This window comes from Nocardiopsis sp. NPDC006832 (assembly GCF_040635885.1).
Taxonomy (GTDB): Bacteria; Actinomycetota; Actinomycetes; order Streptosporangiales; family Streptosporangiaceae; genus Nocardiopsis.
Genome location: NZ_JBEYLC010000020.1, coordinates 75,486 through 94,439, shown reverse-complemented (window position 1 = coordinate 94,439; position 18,954 = coordinate 75,486). Strand labels below are relative to the sequence as shown.

The following is an 18,954-nucleotide window of genomic DNA, read 5'->3' as shown; positions in this document are numbered from 1 at the left end:
TCGTCGGGCAGCAGCTCCAGTGCGATGTCGCCCTCGCTGGTGTGCAGGGTCGCGCCCTCCACCCCGGTGATGTCCACCTCGGCGGGCAGCGGGGACGCAATAAATATTGCATCAAAAGCAATCAGTCGAATGAAATTGGGACAAGTCGATGCATTAACAACAGCCCGACCGGTCCGCGGCCGCCCCTTCCTAGAATGCGCACATGTCCCTGCCCCACGCGATCCTCACCGCCCTGTTGGAGAAACCCTCCTCGGGACTGGAGCTGACCCGACGCTTCGACCGTTCCATCGGATACTTCTGGTCCGCCTCCCACCAGCAGATCTACCGAGAACTGGGGAAGTTGGAGCGGTCCGAGCTGATCCGGGCCCTGCCCAACGACTCCCCCACGCGGGGACAGCGCAAGGAGTACGAGGTACTGGCCGCGGGCCGCGCCGAACTGGAGCGTTGGGTGGGCGAGACCGAGGAGCCCCGTTCCCTGCGCGACACCCTGATGCTGCGGGTACGCGCCACAGGCGTCGTGGGTGTGGACCCCGACTTCGTGGCCGAACTGCGCCGGCACCGAGAGCTGCACGGCGAACGACTCGCCGAATACCGCGAGTTCCAGCGACGTGACGCGGCCCGAGGCCGAGGGACCGAACGCGACCGGGTCCAGGGGCTGGTCCTGCGGGGCGGGGTCGAGCTGGAGATGTTCTGGGTGAACTGGCTGGACAAGGCCATCGCCGAGCTCGGGGAGACCAAGGGCCCGACCGGGGGGACCTCCCCCTCCTGACGCTTCCGGGGCAAGAAAAAACCGCCCCCGGTGCTCCCGGGGGCGGCTGGTGGCGGTGGAGGAGGGATTTGAACCCTCGAAGGGTTGCCCCTTACCCGCTTTCGAGGCGGGCGCCATCGGCCACTAGGCGACTCCACCGAGAGGAACTCTACCGGATCCTGCGCCGTGCGAAAAACCGGGTGAGCAACCCCGAACACCTTTCGGCCACGTTTTCGCTGATCATCTCGGGTGGAATCACTTCAGGACGGTGGTTCTGCCGAGGGTCCCGGAGCAGGTCCCACATCGAACCGACCGCACCGGCCTTGGCGTCCCGCGCCCCGTAGACCACGCGATCCACTCGGGCGAGCACCGTGGCACCCGCGCACATCACGCAGGGCTCCAGGGTCACCACCAGCGTGCAGCCGCTCAGGCGCCACTCACCGCGTGCCTCGGCGGCCGCGCGCAGGGCCAGTACCTCCGCGTGCCCGGTCGGGTCACCCGTGGCCTCACGTTCGTTGTGGCCGCGCCCCAGCACCGTTCCGTCGGGTCCCAGCACGACCGCGCCCACGGGCACGTCGTCGGTCCTCAGGGCACGCTCCGCCTCGACCAGGGCTTCGAGCATCGCCGAGTCGGCCGTGGCACGGTCGATCCCGGGAAGGGTGCCCGTCACAGCCGCATCGAGTCGAGGAGTTCGGCGAAGCCGGTGCGTTCGGCCACCACCGCGAGGACGTCACCGGGCAGCACCCCGCCATCGGCGGAGAGGGACCGCAGTTCCTCGCCCGGCACCCCGAGGTCCGAGAGCAGACCGTCGTCACCGTCGGGACGCGGATCGGGGCGGGCTCCCGCGCTCTCCACCGGCATGGGGGCTCCCAGGCCACCGGCCTCGGAAAGGATCCCGGCCACCGGGTGATCGTGCACGACCCGACCGTCGGAGAGATAGACGCGCGGCTCGGAACCCATCACGTCCACACGCACGACGGCGAACCACTCGTCGTCGGCCTCCACCAGGAGCAGGGCCATGTCACTGCCCCACTCGGTCTCGTAGTCGAGCATGAGGTCGGTGATGTCGTCGATGACGTCCACATCACCGAGATCGACCTCGGTTCCGCGCCATGTCCCGCCGTTGGGAGCGAAGACAGCTGCGAAGGTCGACACGGCTCACTCTCCCGTCTCTCCAGGTCACTTCCGCAGGCGTCCTTACCCCATACCGTCGAGGACACGCTGAAAGGCCTGAGCGAATCCGAGACGTTCGGAGACGCTGGCGAGCACCTCGTCCGGATACAGGTCCAGGTCACCGGCGAGGGCGCCCAGTTCCATCTCGTCCAGGCCCAGGTCCGCGACCACGGACAGGTCGCCCGCGGGCAGGACCTGATCGAGGTCGTCGTCGTGGGGAAGGTCGATGTCCAGGTAGTCGAGGACGTCCCTGGCCACCTGCCAGTCCACCGAGGCGGTCACGTCGGAAAGGAAGACGGTGACGTCCTCGCCGTACACCCGGACGATGATGAAGAAGTCGTCGCCTACGGACACCAGTCCGAGGGAACCGCTGATGCTCGGTTGTTGGCGCAGCGCGTGGATCAGACCCTTGAGGTCGTGCACCAGCGCGATGGGGAGGAGATCCACATCCCAGTACTCCTCTTCCCTGTATGCGACGGCCGCGAAGTCACCCGAGTCGTCGTCACCATGATCGAGCACTGTCATCGTCACCCCAACCCGGACGGTGTATCGGTGCGGACGAAGGGATCCGGCTCGCCCGTGCGAGTGTCATGGTAGCGATCACTCCCACCTCACAGCCTTCCTTCGTCCGCCATGGACCGGACCCACGTTCTCACGTCAGGAGGCTCCGGCGCGCCCCCGCATACGATCCCGGCACCCTTCTTCACGGCCTCGACACCTCGAACGGGGGCCGGGGTGCCCCGAGGCCCGCCCGAGACACCCCGGGTCGGGGTATACGCGCGGTTAGACTCGTGCCGGCCCCTCTACCCACACATCGCCCTGTCGCCCCAGCTCACCCGGAGAACGTTTTGGAAACCCTGGTCGTCGACCACCCCTTGGTCTCGCACAAACTGACCACCCTGCGCGACGTGCGGACCGACTCACCGACCTTCCGGCGGCTGACCGACGAGCTGGTGACCCTGCTCGCCTACGAGGCGACGCGAGATGTCCGAGTGACAGAGGTCACCATCGAGACCCCGCTCGTGCAGAGCACCGGATTCCAATTGTCGCGCCCGACTCCCTTGGTCGTTCCGATCCTGCGCGCGGGACTCGGCATGCTCGACGGCATGACCCGGCTGCTGCCCACCGCCGAGGTCGGGTTCCTGGGTATGGCCCGCAACGAGGAGACCCTGCAGCCGGCGACCTACGCCGACCGTCTTCCCCAGGACCTGTCCGGTCGCCAGTGCTACGTGCTCGACCCGATGCTGGCCACCGGTGGAACCTTGGCCGCCGCCCTGAAGCTGCTCGTCGAGCGCGGCGCCGATCACATCACCGCGATCTGCCTGCTGGTCGCTCCCGAGGGCCTGACCGCGGTGGAGCGGAAGCTGACGGAGAGCCTCCCGGAGAACCACGGGGCCACCCTTCGCGTGGTGACCGCGGCCGTCGACGAGCGCCTGAACGAGCAGGGCTTCATCCTGCCGGGACTCGGCGACGCCGGTGATCGCCTCTACGGCTGTTCCTGAGGCCGGGCCGCGGCTTCGTCGCATCCCACGCCCCGAGCGCCCGATCAGATCACTGATCGGGCGCTTTTTCGGCTCTTTCTGGTCGAAGCCGAATGAACGTCCGAAAATCGGGCATTGACCCCTCATGGCCGTGCCCCCGCCCGACGTCCCCCCTGGTCGAGCCCGCTTGATCGATCACACCGGAGACACGGCGCTGCTTTAGCCGAATTCATTTCGAGATTGGAACGTAACAGATTAGGGTGATCATGGTTCCTGACCACCCGTAACGGGGTAGATCAGCCCGACCGAAACCGCCCCGCCCCAGGGGCCAGGCCACCGAGACCCGGAACACCGCCCCCACATTCGAGGCGGCACTCCGGCTACCCCTCAGTGGCTACGCATAGCCCCCGTGCGCACACCCCCCGTGCCGTTCCGCCCGCAGCCCAGAAGGAGTGAGATGCCCGAGAACCCCTCCCCCTCGTCCACCCAGGCCGCCAGCGACCCCCACTTCAGTCCCGTCGTCAGTCGCCTTTCCACGGAGTTCTCCAACGTTCACCACTCCGCCACCGTTTCCCGGTGCGTGGACGCGGCTCGGCACGGAGCCCAGGACGTGACCGGACGAGCCACCCCGGACCTCGTCGAACGCATCGCACGACAACACCTACAGGTTCTGGCCCTGGCCTTCGCCGAACAACGTTGACCACTCGCGTGGGCTGTTTCGGCCCTGCATTACACAGAACTATGGAAGACCGGGAACCGACGCCGGGCCGGCGCCGGTGACCCCTCCCCGGGATCCGGACCTGCGGAACTCCACGGAACCTCCCACCCGGAACACGTTCGTCTGCGGTCTTCACCCCTTCTGACCTGCCTCTGGACAAAAAGGAATTTCGGACCGTCCTTCACAGGGACAACAACCTCACCGGAACCGGACACAGTCCGCAAGTGGCGAACGGCAGACATACCGCCACGCCGAGGGTGCGCTTAAGGCTTTACGGGCATGATGGTCGATGCAACAATCACTGCTGGGTTGGTGGGTCAGGTGGATTCCAAGGGGAGTCAGTCGTGGCGAAGTTGAAGAAATGGGGCGGATACGCGCTCATCGGTTTCGTGTTGTTTTATCTACTCACGCAACCGGAAAGTGCGGCCGGGGTGATCCAGGGTGCCCTGGGCGGCCTGATGGGCGGCGCGGAGTCGATGTCCCGCTTCGTCAACGCACTGCTGCCGTAGTCGTGAGGAAGCGGGTGCCATGAAGCTCGTCGCCTCAAGTAACGCGGCACCGGCATCGGTCAACCGCTATCTCCTGCCACATGAGCAGGACGTGGTGACCATCCGACGTCACCCCGCGGTCCTCATCGGACCGGTGGCGATCGTGTTGGCCGCGTTGATCCTCGCGGGGATCCTGAGCCAGACGATCGGCAGCGGTGCCGACGGCGGCGTCGTGCTCGCCGTCATCTGGTGGCTGTGGCTGCTGGTCCTGGTGTGGTTCGTCTGGCGGGTCGCGGAGTGGTCTGTGGACTACTTCGTCATCACGTCGGCCCGGCTGCTCCTGACCACGGGGTTGATCACCCGACAGGTGAACATGATGCCGTTGGGCAAGGTCACGGACATGCGGTTCGAACGCACCCTGCTCGGCCGGTTCCTCGGCTACGGAACCTTCGTCATGGAGTCCGCGGGTCAGGACCAGGCGCTCAGCAGGATCGACTTCATTCCCTACCCCGAGCAGCTCTACCTCGAGGTCGTGGGACTGATCTTCAAGGAGTGACCGGTACCCGCGTACGACGCTTCGAAGCACCCGTCTAGGTGGCGGGTGCTTCTTCGTGTCCGATCCTTGGCCGACCCCTCGCCGCGACCCGGGTTACCGGTTTGTTCATCTTGCGTTCACCTTGGAGGCGGTTCGAGCGCGAAATCCCCGGGTGGTCAGGTACGTCACGCCGTGCCGAATTGACTCTTAGATGAACAAAGGGTTAACATGAGCTATCTCAATAGGAAACGAGGAGGGCTCCATGGCACGCAGGACCGACCACGCGCCGCGCCCGTCCCGCTCGTTGACCACCCGTCGGCGCAATCGATCCGCTGCCCAGAGCCGCCGCCTCGCCGGCCTGGCTCCTCAGCCCACGCAGGTCCCTCGACCGCGCGAGAACACCGACGCGACCACTTCGGAGCACCCCATCCTTCACTGGGTTCTGATCACCGATGAGAGCGGACGCACCCGCCCCGAGGCCCGCTGGCTCTGACCGGCCGCCCGGACACACACCCCGAAGAGCCACCCGCACGACGCGGGTGGCTCTTCGCGTTCTCGGGCCGAACAGAGTCGGCTCATCGTTTTGTCGACAAATCGGCAAGACCATAAATCTAGATGAGGACAACCGAATATCCGCCTCTAGAGAAGCGGCGAGGGTGACTCCCGTCTCACGAAAACGGCCTTGACCTTGATTGAGACGAGACGCACCGTCTCACTCATGTTGCTTTAGATCCTTCCTCGCGCCGGACCGCCACGTTCCGAGCACCACGCGCCCACCTCCACACGGTGGGCGCGGCTCCGTCGGCGTCCCCACACCGCGATCAGGAAGGCCTTCGCCACCGGCGACCATCGGCTTTCGGCCGGCAGCGTATATGCGCGCCAATGACCGAAACCCATCCCTTCCCTACCGTGGCGCACAACCCCGGACCACACACGCGGCAGGAGGTCCCCATGCTCGGACCGCGTCACCGACGGCTTTCACAGATCACCCGGACGAACCGACCAACCATCTCTCCTCCGGTCCGGCGGAGGAACTGGAGGAGGCGCTGTCCCACCACACCGGAGCACTGGTGATCGTGACCCACGACCGACGCATGCGCGAGCGCTTCAGCGGCCGACATCTGTGCCTGGAGTCCGGCGAGATCCACGGCGACAAGTCGACGAATCTCTTTGTCGACATTTTGGCCAGCACATAAGTCGACTTATGGATTGACCGATACAACGGGGTGTGACCAAATCGATCACACCCCGTACTCGCCGACCGCCGAGGTTATCCCGGAGCCATGTCGACGAAGCGGCTGTAGTGGCCCTGGAAGGCCACGGTCACGTCGGCGGTGGGTCCGTTACGGTGCTTGGCCACGATGATGTCCGCCTCGCCGGCTCGCGGCGACTCCTTGTCGTGCACGTCCTCGCGGTACAGCAGGATGACCATGTCCGCATCCTGCTCGATGCTGCCCGATTCGCGAAGATCCGACACTTGTGGGCGTTTGTCAGTGCGCTGCTCGGGACCACGGTTGAGCTGGGAGAGCGCCACCACGGGCACCTCCAACTCCTTGGCCAGAAGCTTGAGCGAACGCGACATCTCGGAGACCTCCTGCTGGCGGCTCTCCACCCGACCGGGCGAGCTCATCAGTTGGAGGTAGTCGACGATCACCAGCTTGAGGTCGTGCTGCTGCTTGAGCCGACGACACTTGGCCCGGATCTCCATCATCGACATGTTCGGGGAGTCGTCGATGAACAAGGGCGCACTCGCCACCTCGCCCATACGTCTGGCCAGCCGCGCCCAGTCGTCGTCGGTCATCAACCCCGAACGCATGGTGTGCAGCGGCACCCGCGCCTCGGCGGAGAGCAGACGCATGACGATCTCGTTGCGCCCCATCTCCAGACTGAAGAAAACGGACGTCATCTCGTTCTTGATAGACGCAGCACGGGCGAAATCCAAGGCCAGGGTCGATTTTCCGACGGCGGGCCGAGCGGCGATGATGACCATCTGGCCGGGGTGGAGGCCGTTGGTGAGGGCGTCGAAGTCGGCGAAGCCGGTGGGGACACCGGTCATGCTGCCGTCGTTCGCGCCGATGGCCTCGATCTCGTCCAAGGCGCCCGGCATGATGTCGCCGAGGACGACGTAGTCCTCACCGGTGCGCTTCTCGGCGACCTTGTAGATCTCCGCCTGGGCGTGGTCGACCAGGTCGTCGACCTCTCCGTCGCCGGAGTAACCGATCTGCGCGATGCGGGTGCCCACCTCGACCAGGCGGCGCAGGACCGCGCGGTCGGAGACGATCTTGGCGTAATAGCCGGCGTTGGCCGCGGTGGGGATCGCTTCGGTGAGGGTGTGCAGGTAGGGGGCGCCGCCGACACGGGTGGCCTCGCCGCGCTTGGTCAGTTCGGCGTTGACCGAGATGGCGTCGACCGGCTCGCCACGGGAGAACAGGTCTACGACGCTCTCGTAGATGATCTGGTGCGCGGGTCGGTAGAAGTCCGCGGACCGAATGATCTCGACGACCTGGCTGATGGCGTCCTTGGACAGGAGCATGCCGCCCAGGACGCTCTGTTCGGCCTGGATGTCATGCGGTGGGGTGCGCTCGTATCCGCCTGCTTCAGGTGGTTGCTCGGCGACACTCACGGACTACTCCCCACACCGGACGCGTGCGTCGGCCCGGGTCCGGGCCGACCCTTCCAGCATGCCCCATCCGGGTGACGGGGGACGCCGTGAGGGAGGCCTGTGGACACCCCTTTACCATCACATCCCCAGCCCCATGGGGCATTGTGCGCAGAGGTTATGCACATCACCTGTGGATAACTATGCCACCAGTCACCCATAACCCATTTGAACTGCGAAAACGCGCTTCTCTACCAAGACGTGCAAGATGTCTCACGAGGAGGCTTTCCACAGGTTATCCACAGGCCTTCGACAGCCTGTGGACAACCTCACCCCACCCGTCGAACGCCTGTCCGGTACTGTGGCTCTGCCATGGCCACATTCCTCTCGGCGGCCCCCTTCCGACACCGCCACGACCGCGAGATCTTCGCCCTCGCCATCCCCACGTTCTTCGCCCTCATCGCCGAACCGCTCTTCCTGCTCACCGACTCCGCCATCGTCGGTTCGCTCGGCACCCAGGCCCTCGGTGGTCTCGGCGTCGCCGGACAGGTGCTGCTGACCCTGGCGGCGGTGTGCGTCTTCCTCGCCTACGGCACGACCGCCGCCGTCGCCCGCAAGTTCGGCGCGGGAGACATCCCCGGCGGCATGCGCGACGGTGTGGACGGGCTCTGGCTCGCGGTCCTGCTGGGTATCGCCGCGATCGGCATCGGTTGGCCGCTCGGCCCGTGGATGATCGACCTCCTCGGCGCCTCCCCCGAAGTGGCCCCGTACGCGATCATCTACCTGCGCATCAGCCTGCTCAGCACCCCGTTCCTGTTGATCATCATGGCGGGCACGGGAGTGCTGCGCGGGTTGCAGGACGCCCGTACCCCGCTGATGGTGGCGGTCTCCTCCTACATCGGCAACGCGATCCTGTGCGCCACGTTCGTCCTGGTCCTGGACTGGGGCATCGCCGGTTCCGCGTGGTCGACGGTGCTCGCCCAGGGGGCGGGCGCGTTCTGGTACGTGGCCACCATCGTCCGCGCCGCCCGTCGCGAGGGTGTCTCCCTGATGCCGAGTGTGGCGGGACTGAAGGCCTCGGCCTCGGCCGGGTTCGCACTGTTCCTACGCAGTGTGTCCATGCGTGTGGTGGCGCTGGTGACCACTGCGGTGGCCGCCCGGTTGGGAGACGAGTCGATCGCCGCGCACCAGGTGAGCTACAACATCTGGGCGCTGCTGGTCTTCGCCATGGACGCCATCGCCATCGCGGGGCAGTCGATCGTCGGCCGCTATCTGGGGGCGGGGGATGTTCGAGGCACCAAGGACACCACTCGGCGCATGATCGAATGGGGGGTGTTGTCGGGCCTGGTGTTCATGGTCCTGGTGTTCCTGGTGCTGCCGTGGGCGCACCTTCCGTTCACCTCGGATCCCCGGGTGGCCGGGTTGATCATGGCCTCCCTGGTCGTCGTGGCGCTGATGCAGCCGCTCAGCGGAGTGACCATGGTCCTCGACGGAGTACTGATGGGCGCCGGGGACCAGCGTTACCTGGCGTGGGCCTCCCTGTGGACGATGCTGGCCTTCCTGCCGTTCGCCCTGGTCCTTCCACACCTGGCCACGTCCCAGACCTGGGGTCTGGTGGGCCTGTGGATCGCCTTCGCCGTATGGATCCTGGCCCGGGCCATCACTCTCGGCCTTCGCGCGCGTGGTACCGCCTGGTTGGTCACCGGCGCGACGCGTCCCTGAGGGGCACCCTCGCGAACGCAGGACCCGCCCCCGACCGTCGTGTCGAGGGCGGCGACGGGTGGGCCCGGGTCAGAAGGACGCGTCGAGGTCCCCGATCGTGGGGCCGTGGTAGAAGGTGGCGGTCCGTTCCGCCTCCGGCGCGCCGGGGAAGCTCGGCAGCTGTTCCACGGCGAGTTCCTCGCCGGCGTATCGGCTCAGGTGAGCGAGCTGTTCCCGCAGGCGGCTCCCCACGTCGTTCCGGAGCTTGGGGAGCATCGAGTAGAGCTTGTCCCCCGGGCAGTTGGTGGAGTTGTAGTCGCGGTGCCCCACGATCGCGTCCTGCGGATCCAACCGGTACACCAGGCACAGCCAGGTACAGGTGTCCACCAACGCCGACATCAGCGCCTCCGGCGGGGTCGCCGAGGTATAGGTGCCCTCGTTCTCGATCCCGATGGTGTGCGAGTTGTGGTCGGCGGTGTGCGCGCCCAGGACGTGCTTGCCGTCGCCGATGGCCTGAAGGGTCTTGTCGCGCCCTTCCATGATGTGGCCACCTCGGCTGATGGTGAGCTGCTGACCGGTGTCGATCCAGCCGTTGCTGTCCATGTGGTGCTTCTGAATGGATCGGGACAGGGCGGCGGCGTGGCTGGTGGACGTGTCGGACACGTTGCCGGTCGCGGTGTGGTGGACGACGATGTGCGTCGGCCCCTTGCCCAGGATGTCCACCGATCCCTTCGGCGATCGGGCCTTCCAGTTCGACCTGGTGTACACCTTGGGTGTCGCGGAGGCCGAAGCCCGGCCCACGGCGGAAACCCCCAGTGCGCCACCGAGGAGCACTCCCCCGGCGGCCAGAACCGTTCCGCGCAGCATCGTCCTGCGGCCCACCGCGAACGGGTGGTCGTTCTCGGGTCGTCTCTCAATGGCCATCGGTATGCTGTCCTCTCCGTGAGGAGCGTCGCGGGACACGACGCAACACAGAGAACACGATAAGTTACAAAGAGTAGCCAAAGGGAGGTTCTCGCCGGCCGGGCGTGTTCGCCGGACGGCAAGAACCCCGCCCCTCCGAGGAGGAACGGGGTTCAAGAACTGGAAAGGGTCGACGACTAGGCGCCGACGATCTCCAGCTTGATCGAGGCGGAGACCTCAGGGTGCAGGCGGACCTGGACCTTGTGGGCACCGACCGACTTGATCGGGTTCTTGATCTCGACGCGGCGCTTGTCCAGCTCGGGACCACCGGCGGCCTTGACGGCCTCGACGATGTCCGCGGGCGTGACCGAACCGAAGAGACGACCTCCCTGGCCGGCACGCTGCTTCAGGCGCACGGTCAGAGCGTTGACCTGGCCGGCGACCTGCTGGGCCTCGTCCAGGGTGCGGATGTCACGCGCCTTGCGGGCACGCTGGATCAGGTCGATCTGCTTCTGCCCACCACGGGTCCACCGAATGGCGACCCCACGGGGGAGCAGGTAGTTGCGTCCGTAACCGTTCTTCACCTCGACGACATCGCCGGGGGCTCCGAGACCGTTGACCTCGTGGGTCAAAATCAGCTTCACGACAAAAACCTCCCTCGGATATCGCCGCTAGCGAGCGGTGCTGGTGTAGGGCAGCAGGGCCACCTCGCGCGCGTTCTTGATCGCGGTCGCGACGTCGCGCTGGTGCTGGGTGCAGTTGCCGGTCACCCGACGGGCACGGATCTTGCCGCGCTCGGAGATGAACTTACGGAGAAGCGTGGTGTCCTTGTAGTCGATGTAGGACTGCTTCTCGTGGCAGAACAGGCAAACCTTCTTCTTGGGCTTGCGTGCTGGGGGCTTAGCCATCGTGGTGCTCCTTCGCAAGAGCCCCGGGGTCCACCCGGGGATGGGCTGGGACATGGAAAGGGTGACTCGGTGCCGTTTCGGGCTCCGTGTCGGGTGTTACGTGGGGCCGTGGGGCCGGGCTAGAACGGGGGCTCGTCGGAGAATCCTCCGCCGCCGCCACCACCGAAGCCGCCGCCACCACCGCCGCCGTTGGTCGCCCACGGGTCGTCGGCGGGAGGACCGCTGCGGCCGCCCTGGCCGCCCTGCGGGCCGCCGAAGCCGCCGCCCTGGTTCCCGTAGCCGCCGCCCTGAGGCTGGCCGCCACCGAAACCGCCGCCACCGCCACCACCGCCGCCGAAGCCGCCGCCACCCTGGCGCTGCGTCTTCGTCACCTTCGCGGTGGCGCTACGCAGAGCCGGGCCGACCTCTTCGACGTCGATCTCGAAGACGGTGCGCTTCTCGCCCTCGCGGGTCTCGTAGGAACGCTGCTTCAGGCGGCCTTGCACGATGACGCGCATGCCACGCTGAAGAGTCTCCGCCACGTTCTCCGCGTACTGCCGCCAGACACTGCAGGTGAGGAACATGGACTCGCCGTCCTTCCACTCCCCCGACTGACGGTCGAAGGTGCGGGGCGTCGAGGCCACACGGAAGCTGGCGACCGCGGCTCCACTGTTAGTGAAGCGCAGTTCAGGGTCGTCGACGAGGTTGCCGACGAGCGTGATCTGGGTTTCGCCTGCCATGGATCGGCTCCGGTTCGAGATAGTTCGGATCAGGCGGTTCGCCTGGTCCCCGCATCATCCCTGTCGCCTAGGACAGAACGAACGGGGCACAGGGGGTCGGGCACCGAAGTGCCTAGTGAACCTCGGGACGCAGAACCTTGGTGCGAAGCACGGACTCGGCGATACCGAACTGCCGGTTGAGCTCCTTGACCGTCTCGGTCTTGGCGGTCAGGTCGATGACCGCGTAGATGCCCTCGGAGTTCTTCTCGATGTCGTAGGCGAGACGACGCTTGCCCCAGATCTCCGTCTTCTCGACCGAACCGCCGTCCTCGCGGACGACGTTCAGGAAGTTCTCCAGCGACGGGGCGACGGTGCGCTCGTCGAGGTTCGGGTCGAGGATGACCATGATTTCGTAACGACGCATAGGCGTACGTTCCTCCTCTGGACTGTCGCGGCCATGGAATCTCCATGGCAGGAGGGCAGGAGCCCGGGGTCTCACCGTCCCGATCGGACCGGGGGCGCACCACTCGGACTCTGAGCCATACGGGAGTCAAGGTTACCAGCAGCCGAATACCACCCGGGATGCCTTGTGGATACTTCGGACGCGCCCGATATCGCCTCGACGTTCCGGGAAACGGGGAAACGAACGGGGCCGGTGCCCGAGGTTCTCCCTCGGGCACCGGCCCCGTGAACCGGCGGCGTACCGCCCGGTCAGTCCGGGATCACTCCCTGGGCCTGAACAGGCTGTTGTTGACGCCGCCCTGCTGCTGCTCGTTCTCACCCGGGAACCCGGGCTCCTCGGTCTCCTCTTCCTCGCAACCCGGCATGCCCGGGAAGAAGCACTCATCCGGGTCATCGGACGGCTCGGACGGCTCGCAGTTCAGGTCCGCCGGGTCGCACTCCGGTTCGCTGGGCTCCTCGCTCGGCTCCTCGCTCGGCTCCTCGCTCGGCTCCTCGCTCGGCTCCTCGCTGGGCTCCTCGCTGGGAGGGGGCGTGGGCAGGTAACTCAGCTCGTCACCGACCCACTGGGGTTCGGGGAACTGCTGGTGTTCCTGCCCCTCCATGGCGGTCTCCATGAAGGCCTTCCAGACCTTCGCGGAGGTGGTACCACCGTAGACGTCACCGAGCTCGGCACCGAAGTCGAGCGGTTGGGCCTCGGCCCGGCTCAAACCCACCGCGGCCGACAGTTGCGGGGTGTACCCCACGAACCAGGCCGAGACGGCGTCGGAGGAGGTACCGGTCTTGCCCGCCACGGGGCGGCCGTCGGCCAGGGCGGCGTTACCGGCACCGCCTTCCAGGACCGCCTGCTGCATGGCGTAGGTGGCGTCCGCGGCGACCGCCTGGCTGAGGACCTCCTTGCCGGCCTCGATCTCCTCCGCGTCGTCGGGTTCCAGCACCGTGCCGTCGGCGGTCTGCAACTCGGTGACCATGTGGGCGGGGAAGTGCCGCCCCTCGGCCGCGAAGGTGGCGTACCCGCTGGCCATGTCGAGCGAGTTCACCTGGTGCGTGCCCAGGGCGATCAACGGACCGACGGTGGACGTGGTCTGCCGGTCCGGGTGCACGCCCATCTCGACCGCCAGCTCGTCGACCCGGGACTCACCGACCTCGATGGCCAGTTCCACGTAGCTGGTGTTGACCGAGTCCGCGGTGGACTGGATGAGGTCCACGTTGCCGTAGTCGACCTCGCCGGAGTTGATCACCGGGCTGGCCAGGCCGGGGAACTCGCGTCCGCTGTCCCCGTTGAACTGGCTGCGCAGGCCGATGTTGTCGGACAGGGCCCGGGCCAACACGTAGGGCTTGTAGGCCGAACCCGCCTGGGTCTGGTGGACCAGGGAGTTGTTGATCACCGTGGAGACGTCAGGTCCACCGTTGAACGCGACGATCCGCCCGGTGGTGGGCTCCACCGCGGTGAGGCCGTGCATGGTGTCGTCGGCCGCGCTCTCGGGGAGGACGTTGAACGCCTCCTCGGCCGCGACCATCAGTTCCTGGTCCAGGGAGGTCTTGATGACCAAACCCTTGGTGGCGATGTCGGCGCCGGTGATGCCCGAGCCCTCGTACCGCCGTTCGACCTCGTTGATCACGGCCTGACGGACGTACCCCTGTCTGGGGTCACCGCCCGTCTCCTCGGGGTTGTAGTCGATCCGCTCGGGGATCTCCAAGGCCTCGGCCTCGGCCCGGGGAAGACCACGTTCTCCGCCGGTCTCCTCGTGCATCAGGGCCAGCTGTTCCTGAACGTAGGGCCAGCGCTCGTCGTTGAGGTAGGTCTCGGTCCAGGAACCCTCTTCGGGGTTCTCGAAGTTGCTGGGCATCTGGATGATGAGGCCCAGGAAGGCGCCCTCGGCGCTGTCGAGCTCGCCCACGCTCTTGCCGAAGTACTCCTGCGCGGCCATCTCGATGCCGGAGGCACCGCGGCCGAAGTAGATCGTGTTGAGGTAGATCGTGAGGATCTCGTCGTGCTCGACCTGCTGGCTGAGCTTGATCGAGATGAAGATCTCGCGGATCTTGCGGGTCAGCGGCTCTTCGCCCTGAAGGTCGTTGTAGTAGCCGCGGGCCATCTGCTGGGTGATGGTCGAGCCACCACCGGCCTCGCCGCGGGAGAGCAGGGCGCGACCGATACCCATGATGTTGATGCCCGGGTCCTCGTAGAAGGTGCGCTGCTCGGCGGCGAGCACACCGTCGACGACCGTGGCCGGGATGTCCTCGCGCTGGACCGCGACGCGCTGGACGTCTCCGGTGGTGAGGGCGAGTTCGCCCTCCTCTTCCTCCCCGGCGCCGGCCCAGTAGATCTGGGTGGCGGACATCTGGTTCTCGGCGTTCTCGTCCAGCTCGTTGGCGTCGGGGGCCATGGAGTACAGGACCGCGAAGGTGGCCACACCGGCGATGAACATCAGACCGCAGAAGGCCAGCGCGGGCTTCCACGCCTTGGACATGAAGCGCTTGAACCAGTGGCGGTCGTCCGGTTCCTCCTCGCGGGAACGTCGGCGTCCACCGCCACCACCACGGCCTCCGGCGCCTCCGGCGGCTCTGGATCCTCTGCCCGGAGCGCGGCGGCCCTCGGAGCGGGAACCGTGTTCGCGTTCGCGGGGGTCACGAGGGCCCGACGTGGTCCTGCGGCGCCCACCGGCGCGCGGGTCGTCGGGGCGACGACGGGGGCGGTCCCCGCCCTCAGGGCTGCGACGCCTGCCCTCTTCCGGGCGGCGCGGACGCTCGCCGTCCTCGGGGCGGCGGCGTCGTGCGCCTTCGGGGCGTTGGGGTCGGCCGCCATCGGCGCGGCGGCGTCCGCCCTCGGGGCGCGGACGTCCTTCGGCGCGGGATCCGGCCTCGGGCGGGCGCGGCCTACGCGGGGCGGCGTCGTCGTCGCCTCCCCAGAAGCCTCCTTCGTCCGCGGGATCGGGGCGGCGTCGTCCGCCGGCACGTTCCCCCCGGGGCGGGCCGTCGGCCCTACGCCTTCCGCCGTCACCGCGCGGACCGTCGCCCGGGCCGTCGGCCCGGCGACGGCCGCCTTCGGCACTCCGTCGTCGTTCGGTACTCACGTGGTCCTCGATTGCCTCTCACGGCCGGTCGGCCTGACGATTCCTTGGTGGAAGGGGGACTGTCCCCCCTGGGGGATCGGTGATTCGCGACCTGTTCACGGTGTACCGGCGTGGTTCTGGGCCGGATCAGCCTGGTTTTCCACCGCTGTCGCCTGTCGTTCAAGGCTTGATAAAGAGACGCCCAACCCTGGGTGAGGGTTTTCAACAGGTCGCGAAGACGTTGGCCGCTACTTCCTCCTGGTCGTTGGCCTGCGGGTGCGCATCCCCTGCTCAGCGGCCTTTTCGGGCCGATCTGAACGTCGCCGCGGCGGTGGCTCGGTTCGGGGGTTCTACCGGCCGCACACGCAAATCATGAGTCACGGTAGAGCGATCGAACGGTATTGCACAACCCACGCGCGAGGGTATCGCGCACTTCGCCCGACTTGTTACCGTGCGCCGGTTTGGCGGCGTCGTCGCAGGTCACAGCCTCGACTATGAGCACCATCCCGCATGTGACGGCGATCACTCAAATGCGCGACCGTGGCCATCGACCCAGTTGGGAGCCGTGATGTGACATCACCCGTGCGAATTCCTCGGGATGGTGGGCACCTTCTCCTGTTCGCTGTGGGCCATGAGACCCCTCGAGTGCCACGTGACATGCGTTCTCACGGCGAAAGCGAAGATAGAGTCATAGCAGACAAACCAGCCAGACAAGCACAGTTCGCCCTCGTAACCGACGGCCCTGAGGGGGAACAGAACCTTCGTGCGCGCTGCTGACCACATACGGAATACGGACGCAGGATGACGACCCCCGGACCGCCGTCGGCGTGGGGCCGTCGCCATGCGCCGTGGAATCCATGTTCGCGAAGAAGAAGGAGCAAGGACCAATGGGTTCGGTACGTGTAGCCGTCGTGGGCGTCGGCAACTGTGCGGCGTCACTCGTCCAAGGCGTGCATTACTACAAGGACGCCGACCCGGACTCCCGGGTCCCTGGCCTGATGCATGTCCGGTTCGGCCCGTACCACGTGCGCGACATCGAGTTCGTCGCCGCCTTCGACGTGGACGCCAAGAAGGTCGGCCACGACCTCGCCGACGCGATCGCCGCCAGTGAGAACAACACCATCAAGATCTGTGACGTCCCGCCGACCGGCGTGACCGTCATGCGCGGCCCGACCTACGACGGTCTGGGCATGTACTACCGCGAGACGATCCAGGAGTCTTCCGAGGACGCCGTGGACGTGGTCGCCGCTCTCAAGGCGAGCAAGGCCGACGTCCTGGTCTCCTACCTCCCCGTGGGATCGGAGGAGGCCGACAAGTTCTACGCCCAGTGCGCCATCGACGCCGGAGTGGGCTTCGTCAACGCCCTCCCGGTGTTCATCGCCTCCGACCCCGAGTGGGCCGAGAAGTTCACCAAGGCCGGGGTGCCGATCGTCGGTGACGACATCAAGTCCCAGATCGGCGCGACCATCACCCACCGGGTGCTGTCCAAGCTGTTCGAGGACCGGGGCGTGGTCGTGGACCGCACCTACCAGCTGAACTTCGGCGGCAACATGGACTTCAAGAACATGTTGGAGCGCGAGCGGCTGGAGTCCAAGAAGATCTCCAAGACCCAGTCGGTCACCTCGCAGATCCCGCACGAGCTCAACGCCGGCGCGGTGCACATCGGCCCCTCGGACCACGTGCCGTGGCTGGACGACCGCAAGTGGGCGTACATCCGGTTGGAGGGGCGCGCGTTCGGTGACGTCCCGCTGAACCTGGAGTACAAGCTGGAGGTGTGGGACTCCCCCAACTCGGCCGGCATCATCATCGACGCGGTCCGCGCCACGAAGATCGCCATGGACCGCGGTATCGGTGGTCCGATCCTGGCTCCGTCCTCCTACTTCATGAAGTCGCCGCCAGAGCAGTACAGCGACGCCCACGCCCACGACGCGGTGGAACAGTTCATCTCGGGTGAGCACGGTATCTCGGGCGAGCACGGTATCGCGGGTGACGAGTAGCCCGCGGGTCGCGTAGGAAACAGGAAGAGGCGCCGCCCGGGGCCGTAGCGGTCCCGGGCGCCCCCGTCTCTCCCTTCCTCCCCTCCCCGGGCACCGTCGGCTCTCCTATCCTTGGCGGGTGTCCTTCTTCGGCGATCTGCGCGCGGTCCTCCAGGGATCCCGGTTCCGTCGGCTGTTCGGTACCCGGTTGGTCTCGCAGTTCTCCGACGGGATCTACCAGGCCGGGCTGGCCGGCTTCGTCTTCTTCAACCCCGAACAGCACACCGGCGCCGGAGAGGTGGCCGCGGCCTTCGCCGTGTTGCTCCTGCCCTTCTCCGTTGTCGCCCCGTTCGCCGGGGTCCTCATCGACCGGTGGCCCCGCCGTCAGGTCCTGTTGCTGTCCTCGGTGTTCAAGGCGGTCCTGGCCACGGTGACCGCGTTCCTGGTCGCCAACGGCGAAGGGCCCGCGTTCTTCGTCGCGGCGCTCCTGGTGCTGAGCGTCAACCGCTTCTTCCTCTCCGGCCTCTCCGCGGGGCTGCCGTACGTGGTGTCCCGCGACAAGCTGATGATGGCCAACGCCGTCACGCCCACCTGCGGCACCGTCGCCAGTTCCCTCGGGACCGGTGTCGGTCTCGCCATCGGGATGATCGGCGGCGAACAGGCCTTGGGAACCGGGATCATCCTGTTCGTGGCCGCGCTGGGCTTCGCCGGGACCGCCCTGGTCTCGCTCACGCTGCGCTACCGGGAGCTGGGTCCGCACCTGGAGAGGGAGCCGGAGGAGGTTCGGGCCGCCCTCGGCAACGTGGTGCACGGCATGGTCTCCGGGGTCCGGCACATCTGGGAGCGCGTCCCGGCTCGCGCCGCGCTGCTCACCATCGGCGGCCACCGGATCCTGTTCGGCGTCTCCAGCCTGGTGACCCTGCTGCTGTACAACAACACCTTCACCGGGGGCGGTGTCGCCGGTCTGGCCGGGTTCTCCGTGTCCGCCGGGCTGCTCGCGCTCGGGTTCTTCCTGGGGGCCGTGGCCACTCCGTCGGCGACCGCGCGGATCGGGGCGAGCTCCTGGATCGCCGCCCTGTTGGCGTCGGCGGCGGTGGCTCTGCTGGTGTTCGCGCTGCCCTTCTCCCCCGCGCTGTTCCCGGTGGCCGCGTTCGTGCTGGGTTTCGTCTCCCAAGGCGTGAAGGTGACCGTCGACACGTTGGTTCAACGACATGTCGACGACGCGTTCCGTGGTCGGGTCTTCTCCGTATACGACGTGCTCTTCAACGCCACGTTCGTACTGGGCGCGGCACTGGCCGCGGGGCTGGTTCCCTTGTCCGGGGTGAGCGTGCCGGTGATCACGGTGATGGCGTCGGCCTTCCTCGCGATGGGCTGGGCCTGGACCGTTCGGGCCCGCCGCCTGGCCCGTTCCGACTTGGAGCGTTCCGCCTCCTGAAGTCGACCTGTCGAGTTGTCTCCCCGTCGACCTGTCGCCTCATCGACTCATCCATGAGTAGCCAAAGAGTCACTTAATG

Annotated in this window: 19 protein-coding genes, 1 tRNA gene and 1 pseudogene; 10 read left to right on the top strand and 11 right to left on the bottom strand. The window is 67.0% G+C overall.

The window, feature by feature from the left end; genetic code table 11:
- Nucleotides 1-202: 202 nt before the first annotated feature.
- Nucleotides 203-769 (top strand): PadR family transcriptional regulator, encoded by a 567-nt coding sequence (locus ABZ717_RS12515; protein WP_358508731.1) that lies wholly within the window; start codon nucleotides 203-205, stop codon nucleotides 767-769.
- A gap of 50 nt (nucleotides 770-819) precedes the next feature.
- Here the strand turns inward: ABZ717_RS12515 and ABZ717_RS12510 are convergent.
- The 4 genes from ABZ717_RS12510 to ABZ717_RS12495 form a co-directional block, all read right to left on the bottom strand.
- Nucleotides 820-907 (bottom strand) — tRNA-Ser (locus ABZ717_RS12510).
- 10 nt (nucleotides 908-917) lie between these two features.
- Nucleotides 918-1,370 (bottom strand): nucleoside deaminase, encoded by a 453-nt coding sequence (locus tag ABZ717_RS12505; RefSeq protein WP_358508743.1) that lies wholly within the window; start codon nucleotides 1,368-1,370, stop codon nucleotides 918-920.
- Between the two features lie 44 nt (nucleotides 1,371-1,414).
- The gene (locus ABZ717_RS12500; protein ID WP_358508730.1) at nucleotides 1,415-1,903 is read right to left on the bottom strand and encodes a tRNA adenosine deaminase-associated protein; all 489 of its coding nucleotides are present in this window, start codon (nucleotides 1,901-1,903) and stop codon (nucleotides 1,415-1,417) included.
- A 42-nt stretch (nucleotides 1,904-1,945) separates the two neighbouring features.
- Entirely contained in the window at nucleotides 1,946-2,446 is a 501-nt protein-coding gene (locus ABZ717_RS12495; protein WP_067598185.1) for a tRNA adenosine deaminase-associated protein, read from the bottom strand.
- 323 nt (nucleotides 2,447-2,769) lie between these two features.
- Between ABZ717_RS12495 and upp the strand changes: the two genes are divergently transcribed.
- The 6 genes and pseudogenes from upp to ABZ717_RS12465 all read left to right on the top strand — a co-directional run.
- Nucleotides 2,770-3,423, top strand: coding sequence for a uracil phosphoribosyltransferase (gene upp, locus ABZ717_RS12490; RefSeq protein WP_358508728.1), 654 nt, complete (start codon nucleotides 2,770-2,772; stop codon nucleotides 3,421-3,423).
- A 436-nt stretch (nucleotides 3,424-3,859) separates the two neighbouring features.
- Nucleotides 3,860-4,102, top strand: a complete 243-nt coding sequence (locus ABZ717_RS12485; RefSeq protein ID WP_358508726.1) for a hypothetical protein — start codon at nucleotides 3,860-3,862, stop codon at nucleotides 4,100-4,102.
- A gap of 362 nt (nucleotides 4,103-4,464) precedes the next feature.
- Nucleotides 4,465-4,629 (top strand): hypothetical protein, encoded by a 165-nt coding sequence (locus tag ABZ717_RS12480; RefSeq protein WP_358508724.1) that lies wholly within the window; start codon nucleotides 4,465-4,467, stop codon nucleotides 4,627-4,629.
- A gap of 19 nt (nucleotides 4,630-4,648) precedes the next feature.
- Nucleotides 4,649-5,164 (top strand): PH domain-containing protein, encoded by a 516-nt coding sequence (locus tag ABZ717_RS12475; RefSeq protein WP_067598195.1) that lies wholly within the window; start codon nucleotides 4,649-4,651, stop codon nucleotides 5,162-5,164.
- A 241-nt stretch (nucleotides 5,165-5,405) separates the two neighbouring features.
- Nucleotides 5,406-5,636 carry a hypothetical protein gene (locus ABZ717_RS12470; protein WP_358508722.1) on the top strand — a complete coding sequence of 77 codons (231 nt, stop codon included), beginning with the start codon at nucleotides 5,406-5,408 and terminating at the stop codon, nucleotides 5,634-5,636.
- 499 nt (nucleotides 5,637-6,135) lie between these two features.
- Nucleotides 6,136-6,339: pseudogene (locus ABZ717_RS12465) on the top strand (tylosin resistance protein TlrC); the annotation flags it as partial.
- A 74-nt stretch (nucleotides 6,340-6,413) separates the two neighbouring features.
- Here the strand turns inward: ABZ717_RS12465 and dnaB are convergent.
- Nucleotides 6,414-7,766, bottom strand: a complete 1,353-nt coding sequence (gene dnaB / locus ABZ717_RS12460) for a replicative DNA helicase (protein ID WP_067598201.1) — start codon at nucleotides 7,764-7,766, stop codon at nucleotides 6,414-6,416.
- 348 nt (nucleotides 7,767-8,114) lie between these two features.
- Between dnaB and ABZ717_RS12455 the strand changes: the two genes are divergently transcribed.
- Entirely contained in the window at nucleotides 8,115-9,464 is a 1,350-nt protein-coding gene (locus ABZ717_RS12455) for an MATE family efflux transporter (RefSeq protein ID WP_358508720.1), read from the top strand.
- Between the two features lie 69 nt (nucleotides 9,465-9,533).
- On the opposite strand, the gene ABZ717_RS12450 is transcribed toward ABZ717_RS12455, so the two are convergent.
- From ABZ717_RS12450 to ABZ717_RS12425, 6 genes are all read right to left on the bottom strand, one after another.
- Nucleotides 9,534-10,367, bottom strand: coding sequence for a peptidoglycan recognition family protein (locus ABZ717_RS12450; protein ID WP_358508718.1), 834 nt, complete (start codon nucleotides 10,365-10,367; stop codon nucleotides 9,534-9,536).
- A 176-nt stretch (nucleotides 10,368-10,543) separates the two neighbouring features.
- A complete protein-coding gene (gene rplI / locus ABZ717_RS12445) occupies nucleotides 10,544-10,990 on the bottom strand; it encodes a 50S ribosomal protein L9 (RefSeq protein ID WP_067598210.1) in 447 nt (148 codons plus the stop codon).
- A 27-nt stretch (nucleotides 10,991-11,017) separates the two neighbouring features.
- Nucleotides 11,018-11,254 (bottom strand): 30S ribosomal protein S18, encoded by a 237-nt coding sequence (gene rpsR, locus ABZ717_RS12440; protein WP_067598213.1) that lies wholly within the window; start codon nucleotides 11,252-11,254, stop codon nucleotides 11,018-11,020.
- Between the two features lie 119 nt (nucleotides 11,255-11,373).
- The gene (locus tag ABZ717_RS12435) at nucleotides 11,374-11,973 is read right to left on the bottom strand and encodes a single-stranded DNA-binding protein (RefSeq protein ID WP_358508715.1); all 600 of its coding nucleotides are present in this window, start codon (nucleotides 11,971-11,973) and stop codon (nucleotides 11,374-11,376) included.
- A gap of 112 nt (nucleotides 11,974-12,085) precedes the next feature.
- Nucleotides 12,086-12,376, bottom strand: coding sequence for a 30S ribosomal protein S6 (rpsF, locus tag ABZ717_RS12430; RefSeq protein WP_067598220.1), 291 nt, complete (start codon nucleotides 12,374-12,376; stop codon nucleotides 12,086-12,088).
- A 298-nt stretch (nucleotides 12,377-12,674) separates the two neighbouring features.
- Entirely contained in the window at nucleotides 12,675-15,485 is a 2,811-nt protein-coding gene (locus ABZ717_RS12425) for a transglycosylase domain-containing protein (RefSeq protein ID WP_358508713.1), read from the bottom strand.
- Nucleotides 15,486-16,351: 866 nt separating this feature from the next.
- Between ABZ717_RS12425 and ABZ717_RS12420 the strand changes: the two genes are divergently transcribed.
- Nucleotides 16,352-17,461, top strand: a complete 1,110-nt coding sequence (locus ABZ717_RS12420) for an inositol-3-phosphate synthase (protein ID WP_358508711.1) — start codon at nucleotides 16,352-16,354, stop codon at nucleotides 17,459-17,461.
- Between the two features lie 118 nt (nucleotides 17,462-17,579).
- Nucleotides 17,580-18,875: an MFS transporter gene (locus tag ABZ717_RS12415; RefSeq protein WP_358508709.1), complete on the top strand. Its 1,296-nt coding sequence runs from the start codon at nucleotides 17,580-17,582 to the stop codon at nucleotides 18,873-18,875.
- Nucleotides 18,876-18,954 lie beyond the last annotated feature (79 nt).

Bases quoted from the DNA above. Each gene is read 5' to 3' on its own strand.
- ABZ717_RS12470 (WP_358508722.1), top strand. From the start codon at position 5,406: ATGGCACGCAGGACCGACCACGCGCCGCGCCCGTCCCGCTCGTTGACC.
- ABZ717_RS12475 (WP_067598195.1), top strand. From the start codon at position 4,649: ATGAAGCTCGTCGCCTCAAGTAACGCGGCACCGGCATCGGTCAACCGC.
- ABZ717_RS12515 (WP_358508731.1), top strand. From the start codon at position 203: ATGTCCCTGCCCCACGCGATCCTCACCGCCCTGTTGGAGAAACCCTCC.
- ABZ717_RS12455 (WP_358508720.1), top strand. From the start codon at position 8,115: ATGGCCACATTCCTCTCGGCGGCCCCCTTCCGACACCGCCACGACCGC.
- rpsR (WP_067598213.1), bottom strand. From the start codon at position 11,254: ATGGCTAAGCCCCCAGCACGCAAGCCCAAGAAGAAGGTTTGCCTGTTC.
- ABZ717_RS12420 (WP_358508711.1), top strand. From the start codon at position 16,352: ATGGGTTCGGTACGTGTAGCCGTCGTGGGCGTCGGCAACTGTGCGGCG.
- ABZ717_RS12485 (WP_358508726.1), top strand. From the start codon at position 3,860: ATGCCCGAGAACCCCTCCCCCTCGTCCACCCAGGCCGCCAGCGACCCC.
- rpsF (WP_067598220.1), bottom strand. From the start codon at position 12,376: ATGCGTCGTTACGAAATCATGGTCATCCTCGACCCGAACCTCGACGAG.
- ABZ717_RS12435 (WP_358508715.1), bottom strand. From the start codon at position 11,973: ATGGCAGGCGAAACCCAGATCACGCTCGTCGGCAACCTCGTCGACGAC.
- ABZ717_RS12450 (WP_358508718.1), bottom strand. From the start codon at position 10,367: ATGGCCATTGAGAGACGACCCGAGAACGACCACCCGTTCGCGGTGGGC.
- ABZ717_RS12505 (WP_358508743.1), bottom strand. From the start codon at position 1,370: ATGCTCGAAGCCCTGGTCGAGGCGGAGCGTGCCCTGAGGACCGACGAC.
- ABZ717_RS12495 (WP_067598185.1), bottom strand. From the start codon at position 2,446: ATGACAGTGCTCGATCATGGTGACGACGACTCGGGTGACTTCGCGGCC.